21 protein-coding genes are annotated in these 25,350 nt (G+C 50.4%); 15 read left to right on the top strand and 6 right to left on the bottom strand.

The window, feature by feature from the left end:
- The first annotated feature begins 12 nt into the window (after window positions 1–12).
- Window positions 13–1,983, top strand: a complete 1,971-nt coding sequence (locus tag AC6ESO_RS14180; protein WP_497091908.1) for a D-apionate lactonase family protein — start codon at window positions 13–15, stop codon at window positions 1,981–1,983.
- 73 nt (window positions 1,984–2,056) lie between these two features.
- Here the strand turns inward: AC6ESO_RS14180 and AC6ESO_RS14175 are convergent, their stop codons facing one another.
- A complete protein-coding gene (locus AC6ESO_RS14175) occupies window positions 2,057–2,530 on the bottom strand; it encodes a hypothetical protein (protein WP_497091907.1) in 474 nt (157 codons plus the stop codon).
- 162 nt (window positions 2,531–2,692) lie between these two features.
- Here AC6ESO_RS14175 and AC6ESO_RS14170 point away from each other — a divergent pair, with 162 nt between their 5' ends.
- Entirely contained in the window at window positions 2,693–5,302 is a 2,610-nt protein-coding gene (locus AC6ESO_RS14170) for a GH116 family glycosyl-hydrolase (protein ID WP_497091906.1), read from the top strand.
- 597 nt (window positions 5,303–5,899) lie between these two features.
- Here the strand turns inward: AC6ESO_RS14170 and AC6ESO_RS14165 are convergent.
- Window positions 5,900–6,787, bottom strand: a complete 888-nt coding sequence (locus tag AC6ESO_RS14165) for a helix-turn-helix domain-containing protein (RefSeq protein ID WP_497091905.1) — start codon at window positions 6,785–6,787, stop codon at window positions 5,900–5,902.
- 451 nt (window positions 6,788–7,238) lie between these two features.
- Between AC6ESO_RS14165 and AC6ESO_RS14160 the strand changes: the two genes are divergently transcribed.
- Window positions 7,239–7,970: a Stf0 family sulfotransferase gene (locus AC6ESO_RS14160; protein WP_497091904.1), complete on the top strand. Its 732-nt coding sequence runs from the start codon at window positions 7,239–7,241 to the stop codon at window positions 7,968–7,970.
- 15 nt (window positions 7,971–7,985) lie between these two features.
- Complete coding sequence (locus AC6ESO_RS14155; RefSeq protein ID WP_497091903.1) at window positions 7,986–8,969, top strand: phosphotransferase enzyme family protein; 984 nt, start codon at window positions 7,986–7,988, stop codon at window positions 8,967–8,969.
- A gap of 81 nt (window positions 8,970–9,050) precedes the next feature.
- Here the strand turns inward: AC6ESO_RS14155 and AC6ESO_RS14150 are convergent, their stop codons facing one another.
- The gene (locus AC6ESO_RS14150; RefSeq protein WP_497091902.1) at window positions 9,051–9,767 is read right to left on the bottom strand and encodes a glycosyltransferase family 2 protein; all 717 of its coding nucleotides are present in this window, start codon (window positions 9,765–9,767) and stop codon (window positions 9,051–9,053) included.
- A gap of 112 nt (window positions 9,768–9,879) precedes the next feature.
- Window positions 9,880–10,968, bottom strand: coding sequence for a glycosyltransferase family 4 protein (locus AC6ESO_RS14145; RefSeq protein ID WP_497091901.1), 1,089 nt, complete (start codon window positions 10,966–10,968; stop codon window positions 9,880–9,882).
- Between the two features lie 175 nt (window positions 10,969–11,143).
- Here AC6ESO_RS14145 and AC6ESO_RS14140 point away from each other — a divergent pair, with 175 nt between their 5' ends.
- The gene (locus tag AC6ESO_RS14140; RefSeq protein WP_497091900.1) at window positions 11,144–12,280 is read left to right on the top strand and encodes a sn-glycerol-1-phosphate dehydrogenase; all 1,137 of its coding nucleotides are present in this window, start codon (window positions 11,144–11,146) and stop codon (window positions 12,278–12,280) included.
- A gap of 259 nt (window positions 12,281–12,539) precedes the next feature.
- Here the strand turns inward: AC6ESO_RS14140 and AC6ESO_RS14135 are convergent, their stop codons facing one another.
- Together AC6ESO_RS14135 and AC6ESO_RS14130 are read right to left on the bottom strand one after the other, a co-directional pair.
- Window positions 12,540–13,463: a J domain-containing protein gene (locus AC6ESO_RS14135; protein ID WP_497091899.1), complete on the bottom strand. Its 924-nt coding sequence runs from the start codon at window positions 13,461–13,463 to the stop codon at window positions 12,540–12,542.
- A 133-nt stretch (window positions 13,464–13,596) separates the two neighbouring features.
- The gene (locus tag AC6ESO_RS14130; RefSeq protein ID WP_494820651.1) at window positions 13,597–14,589 is read right to left on the bottom strand and encodes a beta-ketoacyl-ACP synthase 3; all 993 of its coding nucleotides are present in this window, start codon (window positions 14,587–14,589) and stop codon (window positions 13,597–13,599) included.
- Window positions 14,590–14,981: 392 nt separating this feature from the next.
- Here AC6ESO_RS14130 and AC6ESO_RS14125 point away from each other — a divergent pair, with 392 nt between their 5' ends.
- From AC6ESO_RS14125 to AC6ESO_RS14080, 10 genes are all read left to right on the top strand, one after another.
- Complete coding sequence (locus AC6ESO_RS14125; RefSeq protein ID WP_497091898.1) at window positions 14,982–16,448, top strand: HAMP domain-containing sensor histidine kinase; 1,467 nt, start codon at window positions 14,982–14,984, stop codon at window positions 16,446–16,448.
- A gap of 5 nt (window positions 16,449–16,453) precedes the next feature.
- Complete coding sequence (locus AC6ESO_RS14120; RefSeq protein ID WP_497092143.1) at window positions 16,454–17,140, top strand: response regulator transcription factor; 687 nt, start codon at window positions 16,454–16,456, stop codon at window positions 17,138–17,140.
- Window positions 17,141–17,284: 144 nt separating this feature from the next.
- Window positions 17,285–18,124: an undecaprenyl-diphosphate phosphatase gene (locus tag AC6ESO_RS14115; RefSeq protein WP_497091897.1), complete on the top strand. Its 840-nt coding sequence runs from the start codon at window positions 17,285–17,287 to the stop codon at window positions 18,122–18,124.
- 31 nt (window positions 18,125–18,155) lie between these two features.
- Window positions 18,156–18,650: a hypothetical protein gene (locus AC6ESO_RS14110; RefSeq protein WP_497091896.1), complete on the top strand. Its 495-nt coding sequence runs from the start codon at window positions 18,156–18,158 to the stop codon at window positions 18,648–18,650.
- Between the two features lie 77 nt (window positions 18,651–18,727).
- A complete protein-coding gene (locus AC6ESO_RS14105) occupies window positions 18,728–19,171 on the top strand; it encodes a divergent PAP2 family protein (RefSeq protein ID WP_497091895.1) in 444 nt (147 codons plus the stop codon).
- Between the two features lie 207 nt (window positions 19,172–19,378).
- A complete protein-coding gene (locus AC6ESO_RS14100; protein WP_497091894.1) occupies window positions 19,379–21,115 on the top strand; it encodes a sensor histidine kinase in 1,737 nt (578 codons plus the stop codon).
- Window positions 21,116–21,117: 2 nt separating this feature from the next.
- Window positions 21,118–21,921: a response regulator transcription factor gene (locus AC6ESO_RS14095; protein WP_497091893.1), complete on the top strand. Its 804-nt coding sequence runs from the start codon at window positions 21,118–21,120 to the stop codon at window positions 21,919–21,921.
- Window positions 21,922–22,032: 111 nt separating this feature from the next.
- Window positions 22,033–23,412 (top strand): extracellular solute-binding protein, encoded by a 1,380-nt coding sequence (locus AC6ESO_RS14090; protein WP_497091892.1) that lies wholly within the window; start codon window positions 22,033–22,035, stop codon window positions 23,410–23,412.
- 88 nt (window positions 23,413–23,500) lie between these two features.
- Window positions 23,501–24,382: a carbohydrate ABC transporter permease gene (locus AC6ESO_RS14085; RefSeq protein ID WP_497091891.1), complete on the top strand. Its 882-nt coding sequence runs from the start codon at window positions 23,501–23,503 to the stop codon at window positions 24,380–24,382.
- A gap of 25 nt (window positions 24,383–24,407) precedes the next feature.
- Window positions 24,408–25,283 carry a carbohydrate ABC transporter permease gene (locus AC6ESO_RS14080; protein WP_497092142.1) on the top strand — a complete coding sequence of 292 codons (876 nt, stop codon included), beginning with the start codon at window positions 24,408–24,410 and terminating at the stop codon, window positions 25,281–25,283.
- Window positions 25,284–25,350 lie beyond the last annotated feature (67 nt).

Below are 25,350 nucleotides of genomic sequence, written 5' to 3'. Positions count from 1 at the left end.
AGAGCGCGTGTTATGGTAAGTCAGGCAAGGGAGATATCCGTGTTGCGGTACGGTTCAACCGATCCGCTGCCGGAGCGGCGGCTGCTGAAAGCAGGTCCGCTGACTGCAGTGCTGGAAGAAGGCGGACTTCGATATATTCGCTATGGCGGGCAGGAAGTAGTGCGCGGCATTTATGCCGCTGTCCGTGATCAGAACTGGGGCACGATTAAGCCGGTTTTTCGGGAATTTCGAGTAGCGGAGCACAGGAATGGGTTTGAGGTCCGTTTTGTTGCGGAGCATCGGCAGGGCGAGATTGATTTTGAGTGGGAGGGATCCATCACCGGGTTGGAGGATGGAACCATTCGTTTTACATTCGACGGGGAAGCGCGGTCGGATTTTCTTCGTAACCGGATCGGCTTCTGTATCCTGCATCCTTCCGATCTGGCGGGTTGCAAGGTTGAAGTGGAGACGGAGGAAGGAACGGAGAAGCGGACAACTGCGGGAGTGTTCCCGGAGCGGATTTCGCCGCATCAACCATTCCTTGGCATGACAGCTATTCGCCACGAGATAACGCCGAAGCTGGTCGCAGAGGTGAAATTTAGCGGCGATTTGTTCGAGATGGAGGATCAGCGCAACTGGACGGATGCCTCTTACAAAACCTATTGTACGCCGCTCAGCATCCCTTACCCGGTAGCAGTTTCGATTGGGGCGCGAGTGAAGCAGTCGGTGACACTTAGGTTGATTGGTGAGAGAGCGGACGCGGCAGAGGCTGTGGGTTTGGGCTCTGATGAGGTTGGGGGAGACGTAGTGGCCACGGCGGAATTATCAGGCGCACAAGAAATGAAAGTGGAACTCCTTGACCATGCGGTTGGGCATGTTCCCGGAATTGGTTTAGGGATGGCGCCGGGCCGTCCGCTTGCGATTTCTGAAATTAATGCCCTTCATCCGCTTGCTCTGACTTTCCTTCGAGCAGTCATCCGATTGGCTGATGATGGCTGGGAGCAGGAGCTTGCGAATACGGTGGCGGCTGCAACGGCGCTCGGTGCCGGTGTAGAGCTTGAAGTGATTGTACCTGGAGAATGGAAAGGCGAAAGCCCAAGTCAACGTATGCTTGAGATGCTTGTTCAAGCTATCGCCGAGGCGGAGGCTGTCGTGGATACAGTGTTTGTATTCCCGGATGCCGGCTATGTGAGCCATTACGAGCTATCCTCCATGCTTATGAAACTGCGCGATTCGGCGAAGCTGTCTTTTCGCGTGGGCGGAGGGACCCGTGCTTACTTTACGGAGCTCAACCGCGCGGAGCTGCCGCTCGCTCCGCTGGAAGCGGCAATGTACACCATCAATCCTCAGGTGCACGCTTTCGATATCGCATCGCTCGCCGAAACGGTTTTCGCGCAGGCGGATACGGTTCGCAGCGCGCGCAGCATCGTACCTGATGTGCCGCTAAGCATTGGCCCAATTACGTTCAAGCCGCGTTTGAATCCGAACACGACTAGTGAGGAAGGCAGGCGCAAGTCCGAAGACCGCGCTAATCATACCGATGCGAGGCAATGGTCCTTGTTCGGCGCGGCGTGGACGCTCGGCAGTTTGCGCAGCTTATCGGAAGCAGGCGCGGAGCGGGTCTGCTATTTAGAGACGGTAGGGCCGCTTGGCGTTATGCGTGATGGCGGGGAAGGGAAGTATCCGCTCTATCATGTACTAGAGGCCGCGGCTAAGCTGCAAAGCGCAGAAGTGCTGGATTGCCGGGTGTCTGACCGATTATGCTGCGATGCGCTCGCTGTAAGAGGTAACGACGGCGCAGTGACGCTGCTCGCAGCGAATTATACTAACGAGACAATACGCGTTCGCGTGAAGTCAGCGGCGTTTCAGCCGGTGGAATTGCTCACCCTGGATGAGCGAGCGTTCCAGCCGCTGGCGCCGGTCGCATTTCCGGCACCGATGGTGCAGGATGACGGCTCATTTGAGCTCGAGCTGCTGCCGTTCGCGCTTGCAGTGTTGCGATAAGGCTGGAAAGAGAACAAGGATGCGAGCATCGGCCCGCATCCTTGCTTTTGTTATGTGGAGAAATGTTTCGGTACTAATCGGACACAGGTTTTAATTCGAAGTATTCGGAATGCGAGCTCCATTTTACCAGCATCTTCGCGGTTGTATTAGGCACTAATACCGTTTTCCCGATAGATGGAATCAACACATAAATTCCCTTCTCAGGTGCTTCGGAGATTATGGCCCCGGAGCCGCCGACAGCATCCCCAAATGAATATTCTGTAGAAAGCTGGCCGGTAGGCTTCGGATCTGGTCCGTTATACACGAGAACTTCTTTCATATTGAATTTATCTGCGCCTTTCAGCTTGTAGACGAACAGAACAGCACTCCAATTATCGGCATGCCCTCTATATTCGTAGACGTATTCAATATTGGCATCGATCAATTCGGGAAAATTTGTTTTGCTAATGCCCCCATAAATATCTGATGGCTTCGTACAGCCGCTAAGAACAACGATACTGCATAAAATGATAAGTGCGCTCATCAACCATCGTGCGATGTCCCTCACTCCTTTGCTTCCAGATATAACCATTATATCATCTGCTTATTAGTTGTTGAGTCGATTGGAGTAAGTTAATAAACAATCGGAATTTACAACAAAAGAAAGCCCTTTTGCAATGCTTCCTCACGGGCTTCGTACTACAATGTGAAGTAGAAGGGAGCGATAATAGTGAATCAATTTGTATATGAGGACGAGCGACTAAATGCGATTTCGTTTCCGATAGGCGGCATTGGCACAGGCTGCATCGGTCTGGCGGGTAATGGGAGATTGATGGATTGGGAGATTTTGAATCGTCCTAACAAGCGCAGCATGAATGCACTTAGCCATTTTGCAATCAAAGCAGAGGATGGCGAGCGTGTGCTTGACGCTCGGATTTTACAAGGGGAGCTGCATCCTCCGTATATGGGTGAACCGGTCCGGGGAGGCGCGCTGCATTCGGGTTATGGATTTGGCCCACATGCTGGGACGCTGGGTGGCATGCCCCATTTTGAGAAAACGGTCTTCACAGGGACGTTCCCGATGGCTGATATCGAGTTTCAAGATGCAGCTTTCCCGGGACAAGTGCGGATGAGCGCGTTTAATCCGTTCATTCCCTCGAATGAAGACGATTCCAGTCTGCCGGCAGCGTTCTTTACGATTACCGTGACGAATACGACCGAGCAGGCATTAACCTATACGGTCAACCTATCATCGGCAAATATGATGAAAACCTCGCCAAGTTTGCACCGTTATGTGAATGATAACGGCTTGAAACGAATACATATGGCAACGCAAACGGAGCAAAGCGACAATCCGGAGTATGGCGAACTAACAATGGCTACAGATCAAGCGGATGGCAGCTATCAATTGTACTGGTACCGCGGCGGCTGGTGTGATTCGCTGGAGATGTTTTGGCGGGATTTTACTGCATTTGGACCTTTCAACAATCGCGAATATGAGCCGGATGCAAAATTCCGCAATCAAGACATGGCTTCACTGGCAGCTTCGTTAAACGTTCCTGCAGGCGAGTCGCGCAGTGTGAGGTTCATGCTCGCGTGGAGCAGTCCGTTCATGTACAACCATTGGAATCCGGAAAAAGACGGCAAACGTACCATCTGGAAAAATCACTATGCCGTCCGATTCGAAGATTCTCTCGCCAGCAGTACGTATGCGTTTGCGGAGTGGGATCGACTGGAGCGTGAAACACGGCTTTTCCGTGATGCGCTATACGGGTCAACGCTTCCGGCGGCTGTGTTGGATGCAGTAGCGGCGAATTTATCGGTGCTGAAGTCACCAACCTGTCTGCGGCTTGAAGATGGTTCCTTCTATGGATTCGAGGGTTGCATCGAGGATGTTGGTTGCTGCGAAGGCTCCTGTACGCATGTTTGGAATTACGCTTATGCGCTGCCGTATTTGTTCCCACAGTTGGAGCGGAGCATGCGCGATCTGGACTTTAACTATAATCGCCGCGAAGACGGCCGGATGCAGTTCCGACTGGCGCTGCCGGTGGGCCGCGAACGCTCGAATTTCCACGCCTGCGCTGACGGACAATTCGGCGGGATCATCAAGCTGTACCGCGATTGGCGGATTAGTGGGGATGACGAGTGGCTGAAGGGGCATTGGGAAGCGGCAAAATCAATGATATCCTACGCCTGGGCTGAGACGAATGAGGATCAATGGGATGCAAATCAAGACGGCGTACTGGAAGGGCGGCAGCATCACACGCTCGATATGGAGCTGTTCGGGCCAAATTCGTGGCTGAACGGATTCTATCTGGCCGCTTTGAAGGCAGGTGCGGAGATTGCGGATTATCTCGGCGAGCCAGAAACGGCGGAGCTGTACCGCGGACTGTTCGAACGTGGTAAAGCTTATACCGACCGCGAACTGTTCAACGGAGAATATTATACGCAGTTGGTTCAATTGCAAGATTTGTCCCTGCTTACCCGTTATTCGGAGGGGAATTCGCTGTTCGGCGATGCAGTAGAGAAGGCATACTGGAATGCGGAAGCAGGCGAGATCAAATACCAAATCGGCGAAGGCTGCAGCATCGATCAGGTTGTCGCGCAGTGGCATGCCAACTTGTGCGGATTAGGCGAAATTTTCGATCCGGCGCAGACGAGAACAGCGCTGCAATCGCTCTATCGCTATAATTTCAAAAGCGAGATGAGAAAAGAAGCCAACCCATGGCGGCTGTATTCGCTTGGCGATGAAGGCGGGCTGCTCATTTGTACTTGGCCGGAAGGTCGAATGAAGCCTGCTGTTCCGCTTACCTATAATTCGGAGACGATGACCGGCTTCGAATATCAAGCAGCGGTGCACATGATTCAGGAGGGCTTGTACGAGGAAGGATTATCGGTTGTAGAAGCCATTCGCCGCCGCTATGACGGGAACCGCCGTAATCCGTGGAACGAAATCGAATGCGGCAGCAACTACGCCCGTTCCATGGCCAGCTACTCGCTGCTGCATGCATACAGTGGATTTCACTATCACAAAGGGCAGGGGCTGCTCGGTTTCGAACCTAAGGTTGCGGCCGGAGTGGAGTGCTATCAAGCGTTCTGGGCGCTCGACGGTGCTTGGGGAACGGTAAAACTTGGCGAAGATGCGCTTGAAATTGAAGTGCTCTACGGGGAATTCGCGCTTCAGCGCCTGCAGTTGGGGGAAGCGCTCGTAGATCGCGTTCAAGCCGTGCGCCTCGGTAACGAAGAGTTGCCATTCGAGCGCAGCGGAGTCCAGCTTTGCCTAGTAAGCGGCAGTGCGTTGATCACACCACATAGTACAATCCAGGTGGTATTGAGCTAGATGAATGGAGTGGCTCTGGGAGTAACACAGGTGGGATAGCGGTGAGTTTGGCGGAAGTGAGGCTCTGGGAGCAACAGATTAGTGGAAAACTGGTGAGTTCGGCTGAAGAGTGACTCTTAGAGCAACACATTGGCGGGAAACTGTTGATTTCGGCGAAAGAGTAGCTCCGAAGGCAACACATTAGTGGGAAACTGGTGATTTCGACGAAAGAGTGGCTCCGAGGGCAATACATTGGCGGGAAACCGGTGAATTTGGCGAAAGAGTAGCTCTCAGGGCAACACATTAGTGGAAAACTGGTGAGTTCGACGAAAGAGTGGCTATTAAAGTAACATATTAGTCCATGAGCCGAGTATCGGTGGAAACCGCAAAAGAAGACCACCCAGGGATCTACATGAGCGGAATATCGGTGGAAACCGCAAAAGAAGACCACCCAGGGATCTACATGAGCGGAATTTCGATGAAATCCGCGAAAGAAGAGCACCCAGGGATCTACATGAGCGGAATTCCAGCGGAAACCGCCAAAGAGAGGTATCCAATACCTCTCTTTGGCATCTCTACTGGCGCTACCAAGCTACCAAGCTGCCAAGCTGCCAAGCTTCACTTGCCCTCATTCACCCCGGCCCGGTATTGTCCGGGGGTGATCCCCGTCGTCCGCTTAAACGTGTTGGCAAAATGGTGATTGTCGGTAAAGCCGCAATAATCGGCGATTTCGTGCATGGTCAATTGGCTGGTGCGGAGCAGCTCCTTCGCGTGCTTGAGCCGGAGCGTTAGAAAATAATGATAAGGCGAAACGCCGAATGTCTCGCGGAACACAACGTTGAAGCGCGGCACGGACAGATTCGCCTTTTTTGCCATGTCGGCTACGCGCAGCGGCTCCGAGATATGCAGGGCAAAGTAGGACGTCACCCAGCCGAGCAGCGAATGGCTCTTATTCGGCGTCCGCTCCTCCTCGACATAGGGCTCAAGCAGCTGGAAAATCAATTGAAGAGCAGCACCCTGCGCCTTCATTCGATTATGCAGGCCGCAAGCTCCGTCATCCCATGCCTGAATGAGCGCGATTAGGGTTTCGACAAATGCCGATTTATTTTTGGGAGTAAAGATGGTCGGTACCTGCTGAAAGCCCTCCAACTCGGAGATCCGAGGCTGGATCAGCTCCTCTTGCCCAGCTAACTGAATTTGCCCGGGTAAGGTGACGAAGCTGCGCTCGCGATGCGGGTTATAGAACAGGTCCATATGGACATACGGAGAAATGGTATCCGTCGTCCCCTCCAGAATATGAATATCGCCGGGCTGCAGCATGCAGAACTGCCCTTTGGTTATGGTCAAAACCTTCATCTCGCGGGTAAGCGTCACGCGCATCGTTCCTTCTTGCACATAAAGAATGGCATAATCCAGCAAGGTGCGCTCGCCGAGGAAGAAGGGTTTGCGAATGGCATTCGACGCGGCGCGTATGTAGGGAACAAGATCAAGCTGAGTTGGATTCATAGGTAACCTGCCTAGTGTAAAATAGTCCGTCGACTCTATCATAGCAGGTCTAGCAGAGGGAATGCTCAATTGGATGATAATACGTAATCAGTAAAAATTTACTTGACGATCGCAATGGTAAGCGATTACACTAGGGTAAATTTGTAAGAGGATGGAGCGTGCAACGATGAACCAGTTCTTGACAGCAGTTATCGGTTAATCGATATCTGAATAGGCATGATAGCTACAACGCGTGAAAGACAGCTGCTTAGCAGCAGTTTGTTTGTGTTGTCAGCTACCGTGCACCTGTCATGAACATTCATCATAAACGCTTGGCCTAATCGGACGCGCAGCCCATGCTGCGTACTCGTGCTGCCTGAAGCCGTAGATGGACATTTGTTCATCTACGGCTTTTTTGCGTGCATTTTACTCTCTTCCTACAAAAAATCCATGACGAAAGCAGGAAACCCTTATGAAACCATCTCAATCGTATACGATCTTTTTCTCGCAACGAACCGGAAGTACTTTGCTCGCATCCGCATTAGAATCAACCGGTGTTGCGGGGGTTCCGAGAGAATGGATGCACTTTAACGATCCCGAAACAATCAGCTTACAAGAGATCGAGCAAAAATTGAAAGAAGGGACTACCCCGAACGGCGTCTTTGGCATCAAAGATTCGATATGTTTCCCTCAGTTTGATAAGTGGATCACGTGTTTCAGGAAGACCTATGGTCTGGCGGACGATGTATCGCGTCCAATAGCGTGGGAGAGCGCTTTTCCAAATTGCAAATATATCTTCATGACTAGGCGGAACAAGGTTCGCCTTGCCGTTTCCTGGTGGCGTGCGATCGTTTCGGACGAATGGCACCGCGGGCATGGGCAGCAACCTAGTGATGTCGATATTTCCAATCAGTATAACTTCGATGCGATCAATCATTTGGTAGCGGAATCGGTACTGCGCGAGGCGGCGATGGAAGAGTTCTTCCTAGAAGGCGGAATCACGCCGATGACTATCGTCTATGAGGATTTTATCCGAAATTACGAGGGAACTGTGCTGGATATCTTGACTTATTTGGGCTTGGAGACGGAGGGTGTTGTCGTAGCGCCGCCGCATTTCGATCAGATTGCAGACGACATAGCCGAGCAGTGGGTACAGCGCTACCGTGAGGAAAGACAGAAGGATTGGACGAATCGCGCTTGGTAATTAGGGGGACATACAGTGAACAAACACGCTGAAGAAGTATTAACGCATTATCCGATACTAGAACCGATTATTGCATTCATTAGACATAACGAAAATATGACTTATAAAGTAACCGAGTCGGCCAGCGGTATTAGCTATCTGCTGCGCATTCATAAGTCCGTTACTGAAGGGCTGTCGGGCATTCAGCATTCACGGGAAGGGCTGCAAACCGAGATGGAGCTGCTTCGCGAACTGAATCGGCATGAGGTCATGCGTGTGCAGAAGCCTGTTGCGAATACGAACGGCGAATGGGTGACGACGCATCAATCCGACGAACTGGGTACCGTCTATGCGACGATGCTGGCATGGGTTGAAGGTTCGATCCTGGATGATACGAATATCCATATCGGACAACTCGAATTCCGAATGGGTGAACAATTGGCGGATTTCCATAATTTCACGCGGCAGTATATGCTTCCTGTGGCCACTACTCGTCCGAGCTATGGTGCGGAGCGGCTGGACTCTGTATTAGCCGAGCTGCATTATGGCGTGGAGGCGGGCGTTTATAGCAGCGAGCATTTTGGCATTATCAAGGAAGTGCTAGGCGTCGTGAAGAAACAAATGCAAGAGTTGGACGCAAGAGGTGATGCGTGGGGCCTTATACATGCTGATTTTCAGCGGAATAATGTCATTCTTGCAGAGGGAGAAGGGAACCCGGTTTTCATCGATTTCTGCTTATCGGGGTTTGGCTACTTCCTATTTGACGTAGGCAGCGCGGTCACACTGTTTAAAGGTGCACAACGAAGAACGTTCCTGCAAGGCTACGCTTCTAAAACCAACTTCTCCAAGGAAGATATCCGTTATATTGAGGGTCAAATCTTCTATGATACTTTCATCGGCTACGCCTTCTTCATTCGTGATGCAGAGCGTAACGGTTGGATAAAAGCGCATGCGGCCAGAGTCTGCGACACACTATGCGGCGATTTTCTTGACGGCAACGAAGTGCTTGAGGCGATCTAGTAGGATAACGGAAAGAAAGAGAATGCCCGCCGAATTGTTTTCAGCAGGCATTCTCTTCTTTGCTAGTTGAATCCGGTTCGGTTACCCGGGCAGTGTTGCGAGCAGTTGATCGAGTAGAAGGGCGTATTTGGCATTCACCGCATTGGCTTCATTCATAACCGTGTTGAAGTTTCGGACCGTTCCCATCTGGGAATGGCGGCGGTACAACGTGAGCGGCTCATTCAGATAGTGAAAATCAACACGAGAAAGCAGCACGCGGATCCACATGTCGTAGTCATGAGTATAGGGCAGGCCTTCGTTAAAGCCTCCTAAACCGTGGAACAGCTCCTTCGTCATCATAACGGTACATCCGTTTACCGGACAACCGTGCCGAATGCCGTTGATGAACGCTTTGGCTGATGCATATTTGACTGCTGCTGTATATTCCGTAATGGTGCCGTGTTCATTGATGAGATGGTAATCCGTGTGGCAGATGCGCGCCTGCGTTTGTTCCATATAGGCTACTTGCCGCTCCACTTTATCGGGTGTAAAACGGTCGTCGGAACTAAGCCAAGCAACGTATTTGCCCGTGGCCATCGTGATGCCGTAGTTCAGCGCGCTGCCTGTTCCGCCGTTGCTTTTGCCGATATAATGAATGCGGCTTCGATAGGGAGCAATCACGTTCTGATGCCGAGTCGAGCCGTCATCGACGACGATGATTTCGATATTCGGATAAGTTTGATAGAGCGCACTGACGATAGCTTGATCAACATAAGGATCGTTATAGAAGGGGATGACGATCGACACTTTTGGCAGCATGATCTTTCTTTCACCTCGACAGTTTCATATCTATCCTTACTATATGGGGACAGGGCGAATGCAGACACAGCAGGTGTTCTTAGGTAGAGGACCATTTTTGCGGCAACCTTACTCAGGCATGAACCATTAATCGCAGGGCGACGAAAATATTGATTAGATCAGCCGCATATCGGCTTGGGGAAAAGGCGGTTTGGATATGGCCCTGCGCATTTCGAATGATGAGCTCTCTTAGCGGCCGATTATCCATGAGATCCTTTGCTTCGCGAACAGCCTCTTCTACCGTATGGCTCGCGAAAAATTTACCGGTCTGATTATGCGTAATGAAACAGCGCACGCCGTCGGAATCTGTGGAAAGCACCGGACAGAGGCAGCTCATCGCTTCTGCGACAGCATAACCGAAACCTTCGGTCGTCGAGGTGGAAAGCAGCATACCGCCGGAATCTCCGATTGCGGATAAGTAATGGGGGATGTGACTGTGCGGCATGTTGGAGCGTATCGTGATATTATTCTGAAGATTGAGCTCATACAGCTTGGCGTAGAATTTATCTCGCTCGCCCGGCTCCGAAATCGTCGCGTCTTCAAACATCCACAGCTGCAGATTCGGGCGTTCCTTGACCAATTGACCGCATATGGACAGGTAAAGCGGCCAGTTTTTGTTGTGTTCCAGTCGACCGATCCAGCCTAGAATCGGCGCACCTGTAGGGTTCAATAGAGGCACATGATGGTGGATGAAGCTGCCGGTGTCGATCATATTTTGCACATAGAATCGGGGGAGGTCACCCAAGTACGTCTGAAATAGCCCCATTAGATGCGACGTTGGCGGACTGATGGCCGCTCTGGCGTAAGTTCGAATATAGCCCGAGGCAAAAGCGAACGTAGCCAGCGCCTGCTCCTTCGTGCCCAGCCCTTGAGCTTCGTAAATCATGGTACCCCGGTAACCAAGTCCATACAGCCGCTCCAGCATCAGATGGTCACAGGTTACAACAATGGCATCATACTGTTGCGCGGCAAGAATCGATTGGATCTCCTCATTACTATTGGTGATAAAATGAGGGATTCCCGTCATATTCTGCCTACCTGCTCCATCCCACAAATAGAGTGCGTGCGCCTCAATGCCAACCGCGCGAAGCGCATGATAGCGCAGCCGATTCAGCGTTTCGATCCCGCCGCTTGGAATAAAATACGTGAACAGCAGCTTCATTACTTGCGAACCTCCCTATCTAGCAAACACTTATGAATACTATATGTGGAAGAGTAGGGGCGCGTGTGGGTAGTTGTTGGAGAGCGAGAAGCTTTTGGTGCGTTTCACGCGCAACGATGTATACTGAAAAGGACGAAGTTTCAGTGCCTATATCCATGCGAGAGGAAGGGTGAATATGAATATCCAATTGGCATTAGATGAAGTAAACGCTGCAGCCGGAGAGAAATCGGAGGGGGTAGTGTTTGCTCCTATAGTGATGGCAGGTGTGTTGGACTCAGGTGCGTTGCGGCAGGTCGCTCCTTTTGTGAGTGAACGGGCATATGGCGAGGTTGTACTTGTCGTCGATGCGAATACGTGGGAAGCAGCGGGGGAAGAGCTTGCCGCGCATCTTGATGAAGCGCGGGCGGCTTACCGGGTTTGTGTGTTGAAGCCAAATGCCCAAGGGGATGTCATCGCGGATGAGCGGACTATTGTGCAGCTCATGCTGGAAACGCCGCCTCATGTCGGGGCGATTCTGGCCGTTGGCTCCGGCACGATCCATGATATCGTGAGGTTCGTATGTTACCAGACGGGGCGCGATTTCGTGTCCGTTCCAACAGCGGCGTCGGTAGACGGGTTCACCTCGGTCGGCGCTCCGATCATTGTCGATGGCGTCAAAATAACGGTTCCGGCCGTCGCGCCCTGCGCCGTCTTCGCGGACGTGAACGTCCTTGCAGCTGCACCTCAGCGTCTTACGGCAGCAGGCTTCGCCGATATGCTCGGCAAGTTTACGTCGCTTGCCGATTGGAGGTTCTCGCATGAACTGGCTGGCGAGCCCTTCTGCCCGCTGGCTTATGAGCTCACCGAGCAGGCGCTCATGAAGTGCATCGCGAACGTAAACGAAATCGCTTCCGGCTCGCCCAAAGGTGTTGGCGTGCTGATGGAGGCGCTGCTGCTGTCCGGCTGGTCGATGCTGCTGGTCGGACATTCCCGCCCGGCGTCTGGGGGCGAGCATCATTTGTCGCATCATTTTGAGATGGCGTACATACGCGAAGGCCGCCGGCAGCTGCTGCACGGGGCCAAAGTCGGCGTGGCGTCGGTGCTGCTCGCCGAGCTGTACCGCGAGCAGCTGGCTGCGGAGTATCCCGCCATCTATGGCGAGCTTCCGCATGCTGACCAGCTGCGGGACTGGCTCCGCGCAGCCGGCGGACCCGCCGATCCGGACGAGATCGGCCTGTCCGAGGCGCTGATCGCCGAAGCGATGCAGGAAGCGCATAAGCTGCGGGATCGCTACACGGGCTTGAAGCATCTGGTGCTGCGGGCTGGTTCTTGAGAGCTGGGAGTTGAAAAAACCGACTCAAAGCACGAAAGCTAGACTGAAGGTGATTTCGACGAGAGCTGAGAATCGCAAAATCCGACTCTCAGCCCGAAAACTAAGCTGATTTCATATCGACGCTGTAAGCGGCTATTCCGCTAAGTTTCCCTCGCGTATCCGCGCCAAGTGCTCCCGCTCCTGCGCGCATCCGCCCCAACCAACAAGAAAGGGCCGTACCCAAGTCAACAAAAGTTGACCCCAGGTACGGCCCTTTCTTTTACTTCGCAGCAGGCTGCAAATAATTCGCGATAAACTTAAACGCGTTGTCGCGTTTCTCGCCGTTGATCCGGATGCCGGCAATATACTCTTTGCCGAAGACCGGAACGCCCTTCATCAGCGGGCTGTTGGTGATATCGACGCCGTACACATGCGGTTCCGGCACGTCTTCCGTCACGGTTTTCATAGCCTGCTCCGGCTTGTAGCCCGGGCCAAGCTTGCTTAGATTCTCGCCGTCAAGCGGAAGCAGCGAGCCATCCTGCGCGAGCTTGATGAAGTTATCCCGATCCATGATGTAGACGTCGGCTTTGTTCATCATGAGATCGATCATGCTTTTCTGAATCATAGCGGAGTCCTGCTGGCTGTTCATTTGGGAAGGCACGTACGTGAAGAACACGGTGACGCGCTTCCAATCCGGGAACTGCGAGAGGAACCGGTTCTCGAGCGGCTTCAAGTCCGACATCGGATAAGTGCCGTCCTCGCTGAAGTACTCGCCGAAGAAGGAAACGCTCACATCAACAGGCGGCAGCTTCGCAAGTTCAGCCATTTCATGGCGATGATCGATATAAGCACGCGTTCCGAAAATAATAATCAAAATGACAGCGATTACACCAAGAACATGAAACTTATAGTAATTAAAGAAGTGCTCGGTCTTCTGAACAAAAGGCCCCATTGCCTTATATTTTCCGTAATTCGCTTGATTAAACTGTTCCGTCGTCTTCTGGTCTTCCATCTCCAGGATCAGCTTGTACGCCCGGTTAATCTCTTCCAGACCGATACCTTGCTCTTCGGTATGCTCGGATGCTTCACGTTGCTTGGTTACACGGTCACGGCGGATCAGAATAAAATAGCGTTTCTCCACATCTTCCTTCGCTGCGCCTTCCGGCAGGCCAAGCAGCTCATAAGCCTGTTTCAGATCATTCATAAGCGGGCTACCTTCTCTTTCTCTTAAACTTAAACTGGTATTTCTACTAGTATACTTCCTTTGCCCCCATTCGACAAAATAAAACAAAACAGCCCCGCCATGTACATTATGGCAAAGGGCTGTCAGCCAGCTTTTATAGGGTCCAGCGAAGCAGGAGAGCGGACTCCGTCAAGCCGCCGCCGAAGCCGTAAAGCAAGACCACATCACCGGTTTTGATCTTATCATCCTTGATCGCAAGATCGAGAGCGAGCGGGATCGACGCGGCGGATGTATTGCCGTATTGCGCCATACTGGTCAGCGTGTGTTCGAGCGGAATCCCGGTTCGTTCGCAAACCGATTCAACGATCCGCATATTGGCGCTGTGCGGCACGAACCAGTTAATGTCCTCCAGCTTCAGGTTGTTTTGATCCATCAAGGCTTGAATGCCTTTAGGAACAGTCGTTACCGCCCAGCGGTACACCTCGCGTCCGTTCTGGACGATCATACCGTTCGTCTGAATCGGTACGCCATCGATGGCAGGAGCTAGCGAGTAACGGTAGAGATGCTGGCCGTCGTTGCCTTTCGTATTGTTATAGGAAGCAAGGAACGCTCCGTCTTCGCTGCGTTCCACGAGCATCGCTCCTGCACCGTCGCCGAACAGAATGCAAGTGGAACGGTCGGTGTAATCCGTCGCTTTGGACAGCGTCTCCGCGCCGATGACGAGAATTTTGTGATACGCGCCTGAGAGTAACAAGCCGTTGGCAAGCTGCAGAGCCGAGACAAACCCGGCGCAAGCCGCCTGAATATCGGCTGCCCCGCACGAAGTAATCCCGAACTCTGCCTGTACCCGGGCAGCCATACTCGGGAAGTAGGTATCCGGAGTAGTCGTTGCAACAAGGATGTAATCGACATCCTCAAGCACGACTCCATAGCGGAGCTGCAGATCCCGAACTGCGCCGAAGCAGAGGTCGCTGCAGAATTGATCTTCCGCGGCAATCCTTCTTTCTTTGATACCGGTCCGCTGGAAAATCCATTCGTCCGTCGTCTCTACCATCTGTTCTAAGTCGTGATTTGATAATATTCGTTCAGGGACGTAAGCGCCAAAAGCTGTAATGGATGCCAATGATCGTAAAGGGTGTTGCAGCATGTTCCTCATCTCCTTAGTACCTGGTACTATGATCTGATATTAATAAATTCAGCGTACACCTTTTTATTACACATGTCTATAGAGAATTGATTGCTAACGAGTCCGAATGGGTTCCTTGAAAAGGTATTTTGCGCATGTAAGCCTAAGTTTAACCAAAAGCATCATGAACATGCAGCACGCCGGCGAAGACTTAATAGAATTTTAAGATCGGGTTCACCAATTTTTCAGAAGCATCGTTTAACCTGAGTAGGCGATCCATTGTTAACGGGGACAGTCGAAAGGTTTAGTCTCAAGTTGCACTGGACTCGTTGCAATGCATTCCTCTTGTTTTTTGCACAAGGATACTTTATGTTTGTTCGCAAAGATGTATAAGCACGAAGGAGATTTCTGCAATGTCCATTCGTTTCAAATTGCTCTTATCTTACGCGGCGATGCTTGTTATTCCGCTCGTTTCTATTCTGCTTCTTTCGCTGCTTATGGTCGTTTTTTTCAAAGGGGACTTGCAGAACATCAAAGGGATCTACGAGACCACGGAGGATCGGTTCGATCATGAGGACGTGGAGCATATTGCCAAAGAAATCAAACGGTCCGTACAACGCCAGCCTGATTTATTGAAAGATCGCACGTATCTCGATGAAATGACGACAGAGCTTCGGGGCAAAAACGCCGGGATGGCCGTGCGTGTAAATGATGCGATTCTATATCGTTCACCGGACATTCAACCGGTTTTGAAAGCCACAGGGGCGTTGCCGCCATTTGAACGGGGGGATGCCTTCAAGCAATACCCGCTCAAGAAGATCGGGAATGCGAACTACTTGTTCCTTCAGTTTGATTTTAGTTATTTGAATAAAGGGCAGGGTACCATTTTCATCATTTCGAAGATCGATCCAACCACCTATTTTATCCGAAAATATTTCCCGACCTTATTCATAGCCATGCTCTGCATCTTGGTGCTGACTCACCTGTTCCTTACTTCAATGATGTCCAGAAGCATTATCCGTCCGCTTCAAGCGCTTCGGAATGCAGCCGGTGCAATCAAGGAAGGCCAGCTGGATTTCAAGCTCGATGTGTCAGGAAAAGATGAAATCGGCCAATTAGGTGTTGCATTCGAAGAGATGCGCTCACGCTTGCAGCAATCGATTCAGGTTCAAATGCAGTATGAGGAGAACCGCAAAGAATTGATCGCGAATATATCGCATGACCTGCGAACGCCGCTTACAGCCATAAGAGGTTACATCGATGGAATTATGGATGGCATAGCGGATACGCCGGAGAAAACCTTAAAGTATATGCAAACGATCGCCGCCAAAGGAGACGAACTCGATCATCTGATTCAGGAGCTGTTCCTCTACTCCAAATTAGACTTGAACCGTCAGCAGTTTCAATTTGAAGCGGTGAAAGTGGTGCCTTTCCTTATGGATTGGGCGGAAGAGCTGCAATTTGAGCTGGAGAAGCGCAACATGAAGTTTCACAGCGAGTTCAATCTTGACTCGGAAGTGATCGTTTCGCTGGACAGGGATCATTTTAGACGCGTGCTGAACAATATTATTCAGAATAGCTTGCGATATATGGACAAAGATCAACCGGAGATTAGGTTGTCGGCATATCGGGACGGTGATGCGGCCGTTCTTGAAATCGCGGATAACGGAATCGGCATTGAACCGAGTGCGCTTGAGCATATTTTCGAACGATTCTACCGGGCAGACGAATCACGCAGCGCCCAGACAGGCGGAAGCGGACTTGGTCTAGCTATCGCCAAACAAATAATGGAAGGGCATGGGGGCACAATCACAGCTTGGAGTAAGCTGTCTGTTGGCACAACGATTAAGCTTAGTATCCCCATCGCACCGAAGGAATGATCATGATGAAAACCATACTTCTTATTGAAGACGATGTATCCATTTCAGAGCTTCAACGGGATTACCTGGAGATAAACGGATTTAAAGTGGAAATGGCTTCCGATGGCGAAATAGGTTTGCAGATGAGTTTAGCTGAGACGTATGATCTGATCATTCTTGATCTGATGCTGCCGAAGCTGAACGGCTTTGAAGTATGCAAGAAAATTAGAGAAAAGAAGAATACGCCTATTCTGATGGTCTCTTCAAGGCGGGAAGATATTGATGTTATTCGGGGTCTGGGACTTGGCGCAGACGACTACATCACGAAGCCTTTTAAGCCTGCTGAACTTGTCGCCAGAGTGAAGGCCCACATTGCGCGATATGAACGTTTAGTGGGAACGGCGGAAACGAAGAACGATATTCATATTCGCGGGCTTCAGATCGATCCGGTTACGCGAAAGGTGTTCGTGAACGAGGCCGAAGCGGTGCTGACGACGAAGGAATTCGACCTGCTCTACTTCCTGGCGAAGCACCCGAACCATGTATTCAGCAAGGACCATTTGTTCGAAAATATTTGGGGTATCGATGCGCTTGGGGATATGCAGACGGTAACCGTTCATATTCGGAAAATCCGCGAAAAAATCGAAAGCAATCCCGCCGATCCGACTTATGTCGAGACTGTATGGGGGACGGGCTACCGTTTTAAAGGATAACGTAAAGTCTGATCATCGCGATCAGGCTTTTTTATTTAATAGAATATTAAGAAACGGTTCATAGCGGGTTTAGGAATAGGCACTAAAGTAGGATTAGCTTAGACAGGGACAACCATTACACAAAGGGAGTGTGCTCACGTTTTCATGCAAAATATAATTACTGCTATCGTCCAAGGAATTGTGGAGGGACTGACAGAGTTTCTGCCGGTATCCTCGACGGGACATTTGATATTGTCGGGTAAGCTTATGGGATTCTCCGGAGATAAGGCAGATACGTTCGAAATCATTATTCAGCTAGGCGCTATTCTGGCCGTAGCAGTCATTTATTGGCGGCGGATACTCAATCTGCTTGGCTTTACTCGTTTGAAGATCGATCCAAATGCACAGGCAAGCAATTCGGCGGCTCAGACTCATAAGCTGAATCTCATCCATGTGATCGTGGCTTGTTTCCCGGCTATGGCGCTTGGCTTGATTTTGCATTCCGTTATCAAAAGCTACTTGTTCTCCCCCTATACGGTGCTCGCCGGTTTGGTATTAGGCGGGGGGTTCATGCTGCTTGGCCAGAAGAAACAAGCCGTTGTTCAAGCAGAAGGCATCGACCAATTAACCTATAAACAGGCGCTGATGATCGGTTTATTTCAATGTTTGGCGTTATGGCCCGGCTTCTCCCGTTCCGGTGCTACGATTGCCGGTGGATTATTAGCCGGCGTTAGCTACCGGGCATCGACCAATTTCTCCTTCCTGATCGCGATTCCCATGATGGTTGCTGCAAGCGGGTATGAGCTGATCAAGAGTTACGACACGCTGACTGCCGCAGACGCAGGATTCTTTGCAACCGGATTTATTGTCGCCTTCCTCGTGGCGCTGCTAGCCGTTATTACCTTCTTGAAGCTGCTGGAACGATTCTCATTGAAGCCTTTTGCGTATTATCGTTTTGCGCTTGCAGCAGTGTTCCTGGTTTATCTCACGCTGACAGCATTTTAGATGACGGGGATGCGGGAGAGGAGAGTACGATATGTTACCAGCCCTGTCCGACCTCGTAATCGAACACTATGAATACCGCTACATGCCTTCGGGACAGCCTGTCATCGAACTGATCGTTAAGAATAGGGGGGCGGAAGAACAGCTTGGCGACCTATCGGTACAGATCGGCAAAGTGTTAAGTTCCGCTCAGAACGAGTATAGGTTCAAGAACGTCGGTGTTGCGATTACACGCAGCAATGTCGCCTTCCTGCCGGGAAAGCCGGAGCAGCTCGTTTTCCACAATGCCCCCATACTTAAACCTGGCGACTATGAATTCGATATTCGCTTACAGCGCAATAAGGACTCCAATCGGAATCAGTTTGATTTTCAAGTAGCACCGGAAGAATTTACGCTGGCCAAGGCAAGAAGAGAGAGCAACCAAGAGGTTTCGTCGAAACGGGGAGCGGGAAATGGGATTGTTCAGGACATTGCGATTCTTCTTATGGCCTGTTTGCTAGTTACGGTACTGGTAAAGAAAAGGCAATAGCCATGCATGCGAATCTCACATTCTGGAAAGCCTATATTGTTACTCGGATGTCATATCGAATTAGGGAGTCGGCATACATGAGCGTCATTCATAATTACCCATTGGTCGCCGGATTGGCTGCCATATTCATCGCGCAATTTATAAAGGTTCCCGTTTATTTGATTACGCATAGGACGCTGGATCTCAAGCTCGCATTCAGCACCGGTGGAATGCCGAGCTCGCATTCCGCGGCCGTGACGGCATTGACGACAGCAGTCGGCATCCAGGAGGGATTCTCTTCGAGTATGTTTGCAATCGCTTGTATGGTTGCGGTTATTACGATGTACGACGCGGCAGGCATTCGCAGGCATGCGGGAGAGCATGCCTCGCTGCTTAATCGGATCGCCAAGAAGCTCTCCGTGCAGCGGCATGAGAAAGTCGATCCCATGCTGAAAGAGATGCTCGGCCATCGCCCCATCGAAGTGTTTGTTGGCGCGCTCTTTGGCATAGGAATCAGTATTTTGCTTCAGTATGCTTATTAACAACACGAAAGTGATCGTCATTGAAATGTAAACCATCGCTATTCAATAGCGGTGGTTTTTTTGATTGCTGCAAAGCTGCTACTTTCTAATCTCCATATTCCCCTTGCTGCAAAGACATGTTATGGTGGGAGATGCCGAAATCGCTTTCAAAGGCGGATGGAAATATGAAAGGAAGGCTGACCGGGTATGTGGCCGAGGCTATTAAAGATGAATACACTTCGTAATCAAATGCTGTTTGGTTTTCTACTCGTCCTCATTATCATTCTGATCTTCATCGGCGGGGTTATTTTTAATTCGGTCTCAACCCTCCTTAAGAACAATGCGGAGAAACATATTCAGCAAACTGCAGTCCAAGCCAACGGGCGGCTCGAGAGCGTGCTTGATCAGATCGATTCCTTAACAACGCTTGTGTCAACGAACGGTTACGTGCAGCAATTGCTATTAAAGGAGTGGGCCGGTAAACCTTCGACTTTCACGGAGAAGCAGGCGCTTCCGCCCATTATAAATCTCGTCCAAATGTATACGGACGGCATAAAGTCGGTTGAATTGTACAATAAAGATCGCAATCGGCTGTATCCGCTGGATGGCGGCAATCTGGACGACAAGGTGAGCGAGGATTGGATTGAGCAGGCAACGGCAAGGAAAGGCAGCATTGTTTGGTTCGGGATTGACCCGTCAGATCCGTCCTCGCTCCTGGCCATACGGCGCATCAGTCTCATCCATCAATATTTTACTACGGGCGGCTATTTGCTCATTCGTGCCGATCGGAGCAAATTCGCGCTAAAGGGACCGTTATCCGGAGAAGGCGAATCCGAGACGATGCTGCTCATCGCCGGTGATGGTCAACTGATCACCTCAAACGATGACACCATCACGCAGTCTGAGGCAGTTGGGCTTATGGCATCCAAGAAGCAGACCGTCACAATGGGGCATCAATCTTTTATCGTCGTGAAACAGAGATCCTCCGTATCCGGGTGGACATTGCTTATTTTAACTCCTGTCGATGCCATCACGAAGGGGATCTCGGTCGTGCGGACAACCATTGTCGTATCGGCTTGTATCGGGGCATTCTTGTTCGTACTGCTATCCTTCTTCTTGTCGACCATCATAACCCGACCGATCTTTAAGTTGATCAAGACGATGAGAGGTTCCCGCCTTAGCATTCTGAAGCCGACAGAGAGCGTGTCTTCTACGATCGAAATCAAGGAATTGAACTACTCCTATAATCAGATGGTCGATAACATCAATGAGCTGATAAAGCTGGTTTACGAGAAAGAATTGTCGCAAAGCCGTACAGAATTGAAAGCACTGCAAGCCCAAATTCATCCTCATTTTCTATTCAATACCCTTGATACGCTGTATTGGTCCTTGCTCGAAAAGGACGAAGAAAAGCTTGCTTCCTATGTGGTGGCCATGTCCGATTTGTTCCGATACACCATCACAGGCTCGAGCAAGGATGAATGGGTCAGCCTTCGCGATGAGATGGAGCATATCGAACGATATCTACTGATCATGAAGATGCGCTTTGAGGATCGGCTAACCTGGAGCATCGAAGGCTCGCCGGAATTCGCCGATATTCAGCTCCCCAAACTGCTGCTTCAGCCGCTTGTGGAGAATGCAATTCTACACGGCGTGGAGAGCAAGATTGAGCCGGGACGTGTCGACTTGAGGGTTGATCGTGCCGCGGATAATATTAGGATAACCGTAAAGGACGACGGCGCAGGAATGGATGATGAGAATCTCCGTCTATTGGTTGAAGGCTTGCATAATGGGAAAGTAACTTCATCCAAAAATTCCGGAGTCGGCATCGCCAATGTAGAGCGGAGACTTCGACTGTATTTCGATCGTGAAGGAGATTTAGGTTCACGTATATCCATACACAGTCAGAAAGGTGTCGGCACGCAAATTACGGTTACGATACCCATTGATAGGGGGAGCTATTGAAAATGAGAAACCGAACTATTCTCATCGTGGATGATGAGCCGCGCTCAAGAGAAGGAATGAAGAAGATGCTCGGGACATTAACCGGTGGCCCATATGAGATCATAACCGCCGATAATGGTTTTGCAGCATTGGAGCGTTTGACGCAAATGACTGTCGATCTCATGATCACGGATATTCGCATGCCGGAGATGAATGGTCTGAGTCTTGTCGGTCATCTGAATGAGATGCAGCTGGCGCGCCGCCCCTCTGTTGTTCTGATCTCCGGTCATGCCGAATTTGAATACGCGCAACAAGCGATTCAACTCTCTGTCGTCAATTATTTGTTGAAGCCGGTCAGTCGGGAGAAGTTGTTTGCTGCCGTAGAAGAAGCACTGAAGGCAGGCGAAGAGTGGAACCGGATTGGGCTGATGCAGAAGATGTCCGATCCGAAATTAATGGCTGTTAATGACGATGAAGCCGGTTTAAGTGAAACGGTACGCAAAGCGATCCAATACGTGGATGCGCATATCGAAGAAGCGGTCAGCTTGAAGGATGTTGCCGCGCATGTCCATCTGAACGGAAGCTATTTCAGCTCGCTCTTCAAAGAACAGACCAATATGACCTTCAGTGAGTACGTCACCCGAAGGAAGCTGCAGAAAGCAAAAGAGCTTCTCGTCAAGACGAACGTGCCCATAGCGGAGATTGCCGAGCGTATCGGCTATCAGACGGCGAAATATTTTAATAAGCTATTCAAAGAATATGAAGATATGAGCCCGGGGCAATATCGATCTGTTATGAATCTTCCGGATTCGGAGACCCAAAAATAGTGGAAGTTTAGGCAAACGCCGTACCCTTATCCCCTTTGGGAACCGATGGTAGACTAAATCTAGAAGGAAAGCGCATACATCCTTCGCAAACGTTAAGGGGGAAATAAAGACATGAAGAGCAAAGTATTATCGCTTGGCACTCTGCTTATCGCCACACTGTTAGTTGTAACCGCTTGCGGAAGCAATTCCGGCACTAACAACTCTGCCAGTTCAAACAACGGCACCTCCGAATCAACGAATACGAATGCTGCGGCCGATAATTCCAATTCGAATGCCGCTACCGCATCTGACGAGAAAATCACGCTCAAAATGATGCATTTATGGCCGGACGGCAGCAACTCTGCCCAAAACAAAATGGTAACCGAAATCATTAAAGAATTCGAAGCAGCGAATCCGAATATTACGGTTGCTACAGAAGTCCTTGAGAACGAACAGTACAAGAACAAGCTGAAAGTATTGTCCGCTTCCAACGATCTGCCGGATGTCGGATTCACATGGGCGGCTGGCTTTATGGATCCCTATGTAAACGGTAACATGTTTGCACCGGTGGACGATCTTCTGCAAGGGGAATTGAAGGACAAGTTCGTAGCGGGCACGACTGAAGCGTACTCCTTCGGCGGCAAAACCTACGCGCTCCCAGTGGAGCTGAACATTGTACCGGTCTACTATAATAAAGATATTTTCGCAAAATATAATCTGCAAGCGCCGCAAACGTTGGATGATCTGAAAACCATCATCAAAACGCTGAACGACAACAAAGTAACGCCGATTACGCTGGGCGGCAAAGACGCATGGCCGTCCTCGTTCTGGTACATGTATCTGGCTGACCGTATCGGTGGTCCGGATGTCATGGACAAAGCGGTCGCGGGCAATGACTTCACGGATCCCTCCCTGCTCGAAGCGGCCAAACAAGCGCAAGAGCTCGTTAATCTGAACTCGTTTGTGAAAGGCTATAACGGACTTTCCAACGATGAAGCCAAATCGTTGTTCATGAACGAGCAGGCTGCGATGTTCGCAATGGGGACATGGGAAGTTCCGAACTATACGACAGCAGCGGATGTACCGCAAGAATTTAAAGACAAAATCGGCTACTTCAAATTCCCAACCGTTGCAGGCGGTAAAGGCAATGTGGACGATTGGGTAGGCGGACCGGGCGTAGGATTATTCGTTTCTCAGAACTCCAAGCATGTGGATGAAGCAAAGAAATTCGTTAGCTTCTTCGTTCAGAAGTGGGGAGAGCATTCCGTAACGGATGCAGGCGTTATTCCGGCAACGAAGGTGGATACTTCCGCAATCAAGCTGCCGCAAATGTTTATCGACTTACTGAACGAATTGAACAAGGCAAGCAAAGTTACGCTCTACTTGGATACCCAAATGAAGCCGGGGGCTTCCGATGCACATCACAACCTTGTGCAAGCGCTTCTTGGCAAAGCGGTCACAGCGGATGAATTTATTAAGAAACAAGATGAAGCTCTCAAGGCGGGCAAGTAATCAACGAGAACGAAGTGCGGAGAAAGGCGCAGCCGCCGGAGCGGATGCGCCTTTCCCTCTATTAACTTAGCAGGAGGCCATGACAATTATGAATTCAGTCATGTCGAACAAACGAATCATCGCGCTATACGTCCTGCCGTCCCTGTTGCTGATTCTCGCGATTATTTATATACCGATCGTGCTGACCGGATACTACGGCTTAATGAATTGGAACGGCATTGGCAAGATGGACTTTATCGGTTTGGATAATTACAAAACCTTGATGCAAGATAGCGTGTTTTGGCACAGTACGTACCATTCCCTCTTATTTGCATTGCTGTCTACAATATGCTTGGCCATCTATCTGGGAGTTGCGGTTATCCTGTCAGGCAAGATTAAGGGAGCCAACCTGATGCGCAAAATCTATTTGATTCCGATGCTGCTCTCATCCGTTGCGATCGCTCAGCTATGGCTGAAAGTGTACCATCCTACGAATGGTATTTTGAATGGCTTGCTGGAGAAGTTCGGGGTGGAGAATACGCCAACCTGGCTCGCAGATCCGAAGATCGTCCTTTATGCCATATTCATTCCGATATTGTGGCAATTTGCAGGCTTTTACATTCTCATTTATTATGCGGCGTTGAAAAATATCCCGGCTTCGCTCGTAGAAGCGGCGAAAATCGATGGAGCCAACTCCTGGCAGGTAGCGATGCGTATTAAGCTGCCGCTCATTTCGGAGGTTATCAAAGTGACCGTCGTTCTCGCCGTTGTAGGTTCACTGAAATACTTCGACTTAATCTACGTCATGACAGACGGTGGACCGAACCAAGCGAGTGAAGTGATGGCATCCTATATGTACCACAAAGCGTTTCGGGAATTCGACTTTGGCTACGGCAGCGCAATTGGTTTCTTCCTGCTCGTGATCTGCTTAATCGCTACTTGGGTGATTCGGCGGTTGACGGCGACAAAAGACACCATTCAATATTCTTAACCAGGAGGAGATCCCCTTGTCCGGTATAACTACCGCTATTCGCCGTCCCGAATTGAAAGTTTCATCCCGTTCGTTTGGCGGCCATATCGGCTACGGCATTCTATATGCGTTACTCGTCCTCACGGCGGTACTCCAACTGCTGCCGCTAGTCTGGCTGCTATTGTTCTCGCTGAAGAACAATCAGGAAATATTCAATCTTTCTCCATTTGCCTTGCCGGAGAAATTGCACTGGAGCAACTACGCCACGGTATGGTCTCAAGGAAGCATTGGCCGGTACTTCGTAAACAGCTTGTGGATTACGGCTGCATCCGTTATCCTAACGGTCCTGCTTGCTAATTTCGTTACCTTCGCGATGACACGAATGAAATGGAGACTTCATAAGGCAGTATTGGCGCTGTTCATGATCGCCATGATGATTCCTGTCCATTCCACGCTGATCCCGTTATTCAGTTTGTTCAAAAGCGTGCACCTGACGGATTCCCAGCTTAGCATCGTTTTATCTTACATCGCCTTTAACCTACCGCTCACGATCATGATTCTAATCGGCTTCTATTATTCCCTTCCACGCGAGGTGGAAGAAGCGGCGATTATGGATGGCTGCAGCGTCAATCGGATGTTCTTCTCCATCATTCTTCCTATGACCGCGTCTGTCAGCGTTACATCCGCGATTATCAACATGATCTATAACTGGAACGAATTTATTTTCGTGAACACCTTCCTAAGCGATGATACGAAAAAGACGTTGACGGTCGGCATCCAGAATTTCGTCGGGCAATATACGACGAATTGGGGCGCGATCGGTGCGACGCTCATGATCAGTATCCTGCCCATTCTGGTTATTTTCTTCCTGCTGAGCAATCGTATCGTGGAAGGAATAGCGGCCGGTTCCGTTAAAGGCTAAGAGCAAGTTCTAAAGTTTTATAAGTAAGTTCAATAGTTTACCTGATGAAGTGATGCGAAATCATTTC

Source organism: Paenibacillus rhizoryzae, from assembly GCF_059686995.1.
This window is presented reverse-complemented; position numbering and strand designations above follow the sequence as displayed.